Below are 6587 nucleotides of genomic sequence, written 5' to 3' on the forward strand. Positions count from 1 at the left end.
CCTCGTCCGCCTGGCGGCCGACCTGCCGGTCTGGACCCTGGCCCGGGTCATGGGGGTGCCCGACCAGGACCGGAAGCTGCTCGCGGGCTGGGCCGACCGGGTGATCGGTTACCAGGACTCCGACCATGCCGAAGCGGCTGCGGATACGTCAGGTCTGAGCGCGCTGGGGCGCGCGGCGGTCGCCGTCCGTCCGCGCCCGGAGGACCTGATCCGGCCGGACGGACGGCCCGTCAACCCGCGCTCCCGGGCGGCGCTGGCCGACATGTTCGCGTACGCGCACGGCCTGGCCCGGCGGCCGGCTCCCGGGAGCGTGCTGGCCCGGATGGTGGACGGCGGGCTGACGGAGCAGGAGTTCGAGACGACCTTCTTCCTCTTCGCGGTGGCCGGCAACGAGACGCTGCGCAACGGGGTGCCCGGTGGCCTGCACACCCTGCTCGCCCACCCCGAGGAGTACCGGCGCCTACGGGCCGATCCCTCGCGCACGCCCGCCGTGGTGGAGGAGATGCTGCGGTACTGGCCGCCGGTGATCGACTTCCGGCGCACCGTCACCCACGACGTCGAACTGGGCGGACAGCGGCTGCGGCGTGGCGACAAGGTGGTCGTCTACCACGCCGCCGCCAACCGTGACCCGGCCGTCTTCGCGGACCCCGACCGCTTCGACCCCGACCGCTTCGACCCCGGGCGGTCGGGCTCCGGGCGGTCGGGCCACGAGCACGTGAGCTTCGGTGACGGTCCGCACTTCTGCCTCGGTGCGCAGCTGGCGCGGGTGCAGATGCGGGCGATGGTGCGGGAGGTGGCCACGGGGCTGCCGGAGCTGGAGCCGGCGGGGGAGCCCGTCCGGCTGGTGTCCAACTTCCAGAACGGGCTCAAGTCCCTGCCCGTACGGGTTCGTTGACCGGCTCCTGCGGCACTACTCGAAGCGGGAGGTGTCACCGGCCCCGTGGCGGACGATGTTCGCCTCGCCGTCGGAGAAGTCGATGACGGTGGTCGGCTCGGTGCCGCAGTCACCCGAGTCGAGCACGGCGTCCAGGACGTGGTCGAGCCGCTCCTTGATCTCCCACCCCTGCGTCATCGGCTCCTCGTCACCGGGGAGGATCAGGGTGCTGGAGACCAACGGCTCGCCGAGCTCGGCGAGCAGGGCGCGGGTGACGGCGTGGTCGGGGATGCGGACGCCGACGGTCTTCTTCTTGGGGTGGAGGAGGCGGCGCGGCACCTCCTTGGTGGCCGGGAGGATGAAGGTGTAGCTCCCGGGGGTCGCCGCCTTGACGGCGCGGAACACGTTGTTGTCGAGCTGCACGAACTGCCCCAGCTGCGCGAAGTCCTCGCACACCAGGGTGAAGTGGTGCCGGTCGTCCAGCCGCCGGATCGTCCGGATCCGCTCCAGCCCCTCGTGGTTGCCGAGCTGGCAGCCGAGGGCGAAACAGGAGTCGGTCGGGTACGCGATGAGGGCGCCCGAGCGGAGGCTGTCCGCCACCGTGTTGATGGTGCGGGGCTGGGGGGACTCTGGGTGCACGTCGAAGTACTTCGCCATTGGCCGACCCTACGGCACACCGGAGATCCACGGCAGCAGCCACGGCCTCCGCCCCGGACCGCGTCGACGGAACGTCAGGAGCGGAGCACGGGCGGCCCGGGGGCGGTCACAGGGCGATCGGCCGGTACGCCAGCGCCCGGTCGACCACCTCGGCGGCGCTCCGCACCTGTCCGTCCGCAGGCCAGAAGACCAGACCGGCGACGTGGCCGGTCGGACAGCCGAGCGCCCGGTCGAGCCGTTCCAGCACGCGATCCATCTCGTGCTCGTCGTACTCGACGTCCATGACCTTCCGCACCAGCGTGACCGCTTCTTCACGGCTCATCAGCAAGCCCGTTCACCTCTCGAAGTCCAGGGGAGCCCCCATCCAACCAGGGCACCGGCGAGCCGTGGCGAGCTCTCCGCCGCCCCGCCAACGGCCGGAGGGGGCACGCCGTGGTGGCGTGCCCCCTCCCTGGCGACCGTCGGAGCGTCAGCTCACGTTGAGTTCGTAGTAGCGGGTCTGGTAGGTCTTCCCGCTCCGGTCCTTCGCGTACACGGTGAGGGTGTGCACCCCGTTCGTGTCAGGGGTCCAGGAGACCTGCGCGGTCCCGTCGGCCTCCGCGGGGACGGTCGTCGTGGTGCCCCAGTCGAAGGAGTAGGTGTAGGACGCGGTGTTCTGGACCTTCGGGGCGAACGTGAAGACTCCGGCGACCCCGACGCCGCCGGTGGCCGCCTCCTCGCCGGTGTACTCCGGGTAGAGCTCGGAGGTGACGGTCGGGCTGGTGTCCACGTGGGCGAAGACCCGGGCCTCGGAGCTGACCCAGCCGTTCGGGCTGTGGCTGCGGACCGTGATCACGTTGCCTCCCTCGCGGTCGAGGGTGAAGGGCACCGAGGCGGTGCCGTCACTGCCGGCCGGGACGGTGAACGACGTCTCGTAGTTGAGCTGGACGGTGTAGCTGTCGGCCGTGGCGAGGCTCGCGTTCGGCGCCAGGTGCAGGGTGAAGGGCGTCCCGAGCAGCACCGGGTCGGGCAGACCGGTCACGACGGGGGCGGTGTCCGGGACGTAGAACCAGTAGCTGGTGGCCGGCGACGGGTTGAACGCCCGGTCCACGCTGCGGACGTGGAGCACGTTCGGCCCGCTGCGCGGCGGCGTCAGCGAGAGCGTCGCCGGTCCGCCGAGCCGGGAGGCCCGGACGGTGCCCGGCAGCGAGAACGGGTCGGTGTACACCGGCACGCCGTTCGGTCCGTCCCACCAGCCGTTGACCGGGAAGTCCTGGCTCCAGCTGTACTGGTAGCCCGCCACGTCTGCGACCGAGTTGGCCTTGAGCGTGAACTCGCCGGGGACCCCGCCGGGCACGGTCTGGCCGGCCGGGTAGTTCGTCGAGGTCAGCACCGGCGCGGCGGTGGGCAGGCTGGTGTCGACGCGGAAGGTGCAGGGCTTGGACCAGGCGGACCGGTCCGTGCCGTCACCGCCCTGGACCTGCCAGCTGTACGTGCCGCCGTCGGCGAGCAGCCCGGCCGGGACGGAGGCGCTCCGCCCGTACTCCCTGAGCATGTTCGTGCCCGTGAACTCGGTGCGCTGCTCGGGGTTGCCCGTCGGCCAGATCGCGAAGTGACCGGTGAGGTACTCGTCGGACGGGTCCGGGTCGTGCAGCATCGCGGTCAGCGACGGGGTCAGGGTCGGGATGAACGGGTGCGGCGTCGTGGTCGCGCACGCGCGGTCCTGGGTGTAGAGCTCGGTGGGAGCTCCCGGCTTGGTGTTGGCCGTGGCGTAGAAGAACATCCGGGTGTTCAGGTGACGACCCAGTGCGGTGTTCGACTCGTCGGCCTCGGGCAGCCGCAGCTCCAGCGAGAGCGTGTGGCCGTCCGTGGTCGCGGCCGCTGCGGCCGCCGCCGTCAGGTCCAGGCGCATGTAGGCGGCGGGGCCGCCGGCGCTGGTGGTCACGGTGCCCAGCAGTTTGCGCTCGGCGGGTGCCCGGCGCCAGGTGACGGGGTTGGCCGGCGTCGCCGTCTGCCAGACCTCGATGCTGCGCGGGACGTAGCTGGTGGCCGAGGTCTCGCCGAAGATGAGCCAGGCGGAGACCACCCGCTTCTTGGCGTCCTTGTCGGCATAGCCCGCCAGGTCGAACGAGGCGTAGGCGCGCGACTTGTGGGCGGTGCCCGCCTCGTCGAGCCAACTGCCCAGCGGCAGTTCGCCGGTCGGCTGCGGGTAACTCGTCGTCGGGGTGCGCTCGTCCGTGTAGGCCAGCGAGACCTGCGGTACCTGGCCGATGGGCGGTGCGGCCGCCGCACCCGTCGCGGACAGGAACACTCCCGCCAGTCCGATCGCCGCAGCGGTGACGACGCTCATGGGGCGCAGGGCCCGCAGACGTCTCAAATGCCGTGCCATGGTGTGGAATTCCTCCCCCGTCGCCCCGAAGGGCGGTGTCGTATGGCGGGCACTCTAGCCCCAGGCCGAGAGGGTGCGCGAAGGGATTGTGGAGCTCCGGAATCCCCGCTCGGACCCCTGTACCGTGCTGCGCCCGCGAACCGTCATCCGGCAGTTCACTCGCTGTTCGGGCGGGGCGGCCATGATGATCGACATGACGACGATCGACGGGGCCGGGCCGAGGGCCCATCACTACCGTTACGCACACCGGCTGTTGGCGGGGCTGGCACGGGACCTCGGGCCGCAGATGCTGGATCACGAGCCGGACGCCGGATTCACCGGGGGGCTCACGCAGCTCTGGGAGGGGTACGGCGAGAGGCTCCCGGAGGAGGAGCGCCTGCCCGCCGACGGTCTGTCCGCCGAGCTGGTCCGGCGCGACGGCTACCGGGCCCTGGTCGTCGTCCTGCCGCCGGCGGTGGCGCCGTCCGAGGCGCACCTGGTGGCGGTGGTCCAGGTCGGCGAGGCCGAGCAGTGCCGCTACCTGACCCTCGAACACGGCGTCAGCCCGATCGACCGTCAGCCGTACACGGTCCTCGGCGAATGGACCGCCGACGGCAGCCACCTCAACCTCGGCCCGGGCCCCGCCGCCGACCCGGAGGCCTTCATCGCGGTAGTGGAACGGGCGCTGGAGGAGTCCGCCCCCGTCCATGCTGCCACCCGGCTCGTCGAACCGGAGGGCGAGAAGCCCAGGGCTCGGGGACTGCGCGGGCTGTTCCGGCGCTGAACGCGGGTGGAGAGGCCAGGGTTCGTCGGGTCGGTGAGGCCGATCGCGTGGCACTCCTACTGCGGCATCAGGTCTTCCGCGGAGTGGCGCGCCTCTTAGGTGCGAGGTCACCGCTGTCGAACAGGCCCCAGTCCAGGTTGTTCGGTCCGTCGGGGATCGGGAAGATTCCGGCAGCGTGCTCGATCGCGAGCTCCTCGGGGGTTCGACCGAGGAGCTTGGCCAAGGCCGTGATGGCCTCGGCAACCTCGCCGGTGACGACGACCTCGGCACGGACGACCGGCGGTTCACCCGGTGGCGGCACTGCTGACACTGGCTCAGACCCTTGTGCTGGAGCAGGCATGCCCACGGCGCGGTGCGGCCCCATGGTCGGGTGATTCGTCGCGCGAGCAAGCATGGTGAGCACCCATCAGATCGACGCCCTGGGCATCCTACGGCCGCGCGGACATGGGCCGCATCGGGCGGTTCGTCGTCGGGTCAGGCGGGCGGGGGCGCGAGGACCATCGGCCAGTCGTCGTAGGTGGCGATCAGCTCGTCCAGGGGGGCGTCCGGGCTGCCGGTGAAGACGGCGGTCCCCTCGGCGAGTTGTACGGACGCGTCGGGAGCGGCCGAGGTCTGCGCGCGCAGGACGATCACGGCGTCCGGGTCGACGGTCGAGCGGTCGGTGAAGTCGGCGGGGTCCGCGCCGACTGCCAGCAGGGTGGCCGGGTACACGGCGACGGCGATCGTCAGTTCGCCGCCGTCGCGTGCGTGCTCGACCCAGCCGTCGGTCTGCGACAGGCAGGCCCAGCCGTGCACCTCGTGGCAGTGGGTGCCGAGTTGGGCCACGGCGCGCTCCCCGGGGGTGCGTTCGGGATCGACGACGAGGACGGCGACGGGCAGCTCCGGCTCGTCGGGGTCGAGTCCGTGGCGTATGTGCAGGCGGGCCATCGGCACCTCCGGGTCGCAGCGGGTCGGGCGCCATTACACACCCCGTCAAGGACATTGCGGACACCGGCCGCTGTCTCGTGGCGCCCGGGGGTTCCCGTTCGGGGCCGTCGCGGGTGGTGTCAGGGGGTGAGGGTGCCGCGGGGGAGGCCGAGGTGGTGTTCGGCGGTGGTGCGGGGGAGGGTGGCGAGGGTGGGGTGGGTGTAGTCGGTGGTGTCGTTGGCGTAGGAGCCGAGGCCGTCGATGACCACCAGGAGAAGGAGGCAGGCGGCTTCGGGGTCGTCGGTGGTGAACTCGCCTGCGGTGACGCCGTCCTGGATGAGCCGGGTGAGTTCGGTGCGGGTGCGGGACTCCTGGGCGGCGACGGCCTCGCGGAGGGCGGGGCGGTAGCGGGAGAGGTGGCGGGCGTTGAGCCACAGGCGGTCGAGGTCGGTGAAGGCCGGGCTGCTGACGCGGTCGAGGAAGAGGGCCATGCGGCGCAGGGGCGGCAGGTCGGCTTCGGCGGGTGGGAGCAGGGCGGTGCGCTCGCGGGTGGCGGCGTGGGTGAAGGCCTCGCAGAGCAGGGTCTCGATCGCGGGGAAGTAGTGGCTGATCAGGCCCGGGCGCACGCCGAGGCGGTCGGCGACCAGCTGCATGGTGACGCGTTCGAGGCCCTCGGTGAGGGCCAGGCCGGCCGCGGTGTCCAGGATCTCGGCCCGGCGTTCGGCGGGGGCCTTGCGGGTGCGTGGGGTGCGCGGAGCGGCGGAGGCGGGGCCGGGGCCGGGGCTTGACGTCATGACGAGCAGCCTATTGGATGTCGCACCAACAGGCTATTGGTGCTGTGACCAATAAGCCTGGTTCCGCCGCCGCGCCAGCCCCCCAGCGGGTGCGGCGGCATCGGAGACACCGCCGTCTTCCCCTCCCAGTGAAGGAAGCCACCCCCATGGCGCACACCCCCACCGCTCGTGAAGGCGTCGGGCGCGATCGCGCGGGCCAGGTCGAGACCCGCGGCATCGACCAGG

8 protein-coding genes are annotated in these 6587 nt (G+C 72.1%); 2 read left to right on the plus strand and 6 right to left on the minus strand.

Features of this window, described 5'->3' with window-relative positions:
• Positions 1-49 precede the first annotated feature (49 nt).
• On the plus strand, positions 50-895 hold the full coding sequence (locus ABD946_RS11560) for a cytochrome P450 (RefSeq protein WP_345282645.1): 846 nt from the start codon (positions 50-52) through the stop codon (positions 893-895).
• A 15-nt stretch (positions 896-910) separates the two neighbouring features.
• Here the strand turns inward: ABD946_RS11560 and ABD946_RS11565 are convergent, their stop codons facing one another.
• The 3 genes from ABD946_RS11565 to ABD946_RS11575 all read right to left on the minus strand — a co-directional run bounded on the left by ABD946_RS11565 (position 911) and on the right by ABD946_RS11575 (position 3860).
• Positions 911-1531, minus strand: a complete 621-nt coding sequence (locus ABD946_RS11565; protein WP_345282647.1) for an L-threonylcarbamoyladenylate synthase — start codon at positions 1529-1531, stop codon at positions 911-913.
• 106 nt (positions 1532-1637) lie between these two features.
• Positions 1638-1853 (minus strand): e9imm peptide, encoded by a 216-nt coding sequence (locus tag ABD946_RS11570; RefSeq protein ID WP_345282649.1) that lies wholly within the window; start codon positions 1851-1853, stop codon positions 1638-1640.
• Positions 1854-2000: 147 nt separating this feature from the next.
• A complete protein-coding gene (locus ABD946_RS11575) occupies positions 2001-3860 on the minus strand; it encodes a hypothetical protein (RefSeq protein ID WP_345282651.1) in 1860 nt (619 codons plus the stop codon).
• A gap of 232 nt (positions 3861-4092) precedes the next feature.
• On the opposite strand from ABD946_RS11575, the gene ABD946_RS11580 reads away from it, so the two are divergent.
• Positions 4093-4662 carry a hypothetical protein gene (locus ABD946_RS11580; protein ID WP_345282653.1) on the plus strand — a complete coding sequence of 190 codons (570 nt, stop codon included), beginning with the start codon at positions 4093-4095 and terminating at the stop codon, positions 4660-4662.
• 67 nt (positions 4663-4729) lie between these two features.
• On the opposite strand, the gene ABD946_RS11585 is transcribed toward ABD946_RS11580, so the two are convergent.
• The 3 genes from ABD946_RS11585 to ABD946_RS11595 all read right to left on the minus strand — a co-directional run bounded on the left by ABD946_RS11585 (position 4730) and on the right by ABD946_RS11595 (position 6362).
• Positions 4730-4972 carry a hypothetical protein gene (locus ABD946_RS11585; RefSeq protein ID WP_345282655.1) on the minus strand — a complete coding sequence of 81 codons (243 nt, stop codon included), beginning with the start codon at positions 4970-4972 and terminating at the stop codon, positions 4730-4732.
• Between the two features lie 164 nt (positions 4973-5136).
• Positions 5137-5589 (minus strand): hypothetical protein, encoded by a 453-nt coding sequence (locus ABD946_RS11590; RefSeq protein ID WP_345282657.1) that lies wholly within the window; start codon positions 5587-5589, stop codon positions 5137-5139.
• Between the two features lie 119 nt (positions 5590-5708).
• Positions 5709-6362, minus strand: a complete 654-nt coding sequence (locus tag ABD946_RS11595) for a TetR/AcrR family transcriptional regulator (RefSeq protein WP_345282658.1) — start codon at positions 6360-6362, stop codon at positions 5709-5711.
• Positions 6363-6587: the final 225 nt, after the last annotated feature.

The organism is Kitasatospora albolonga, assembly GCF_039535905.1.
Taxonomy (GTDB): Bacteria; Actinomycetota; Actinomycetes; order Streptomycetales; family Streptomycetaceae; genus Kitasatospora; species Kitasatospora albolonga.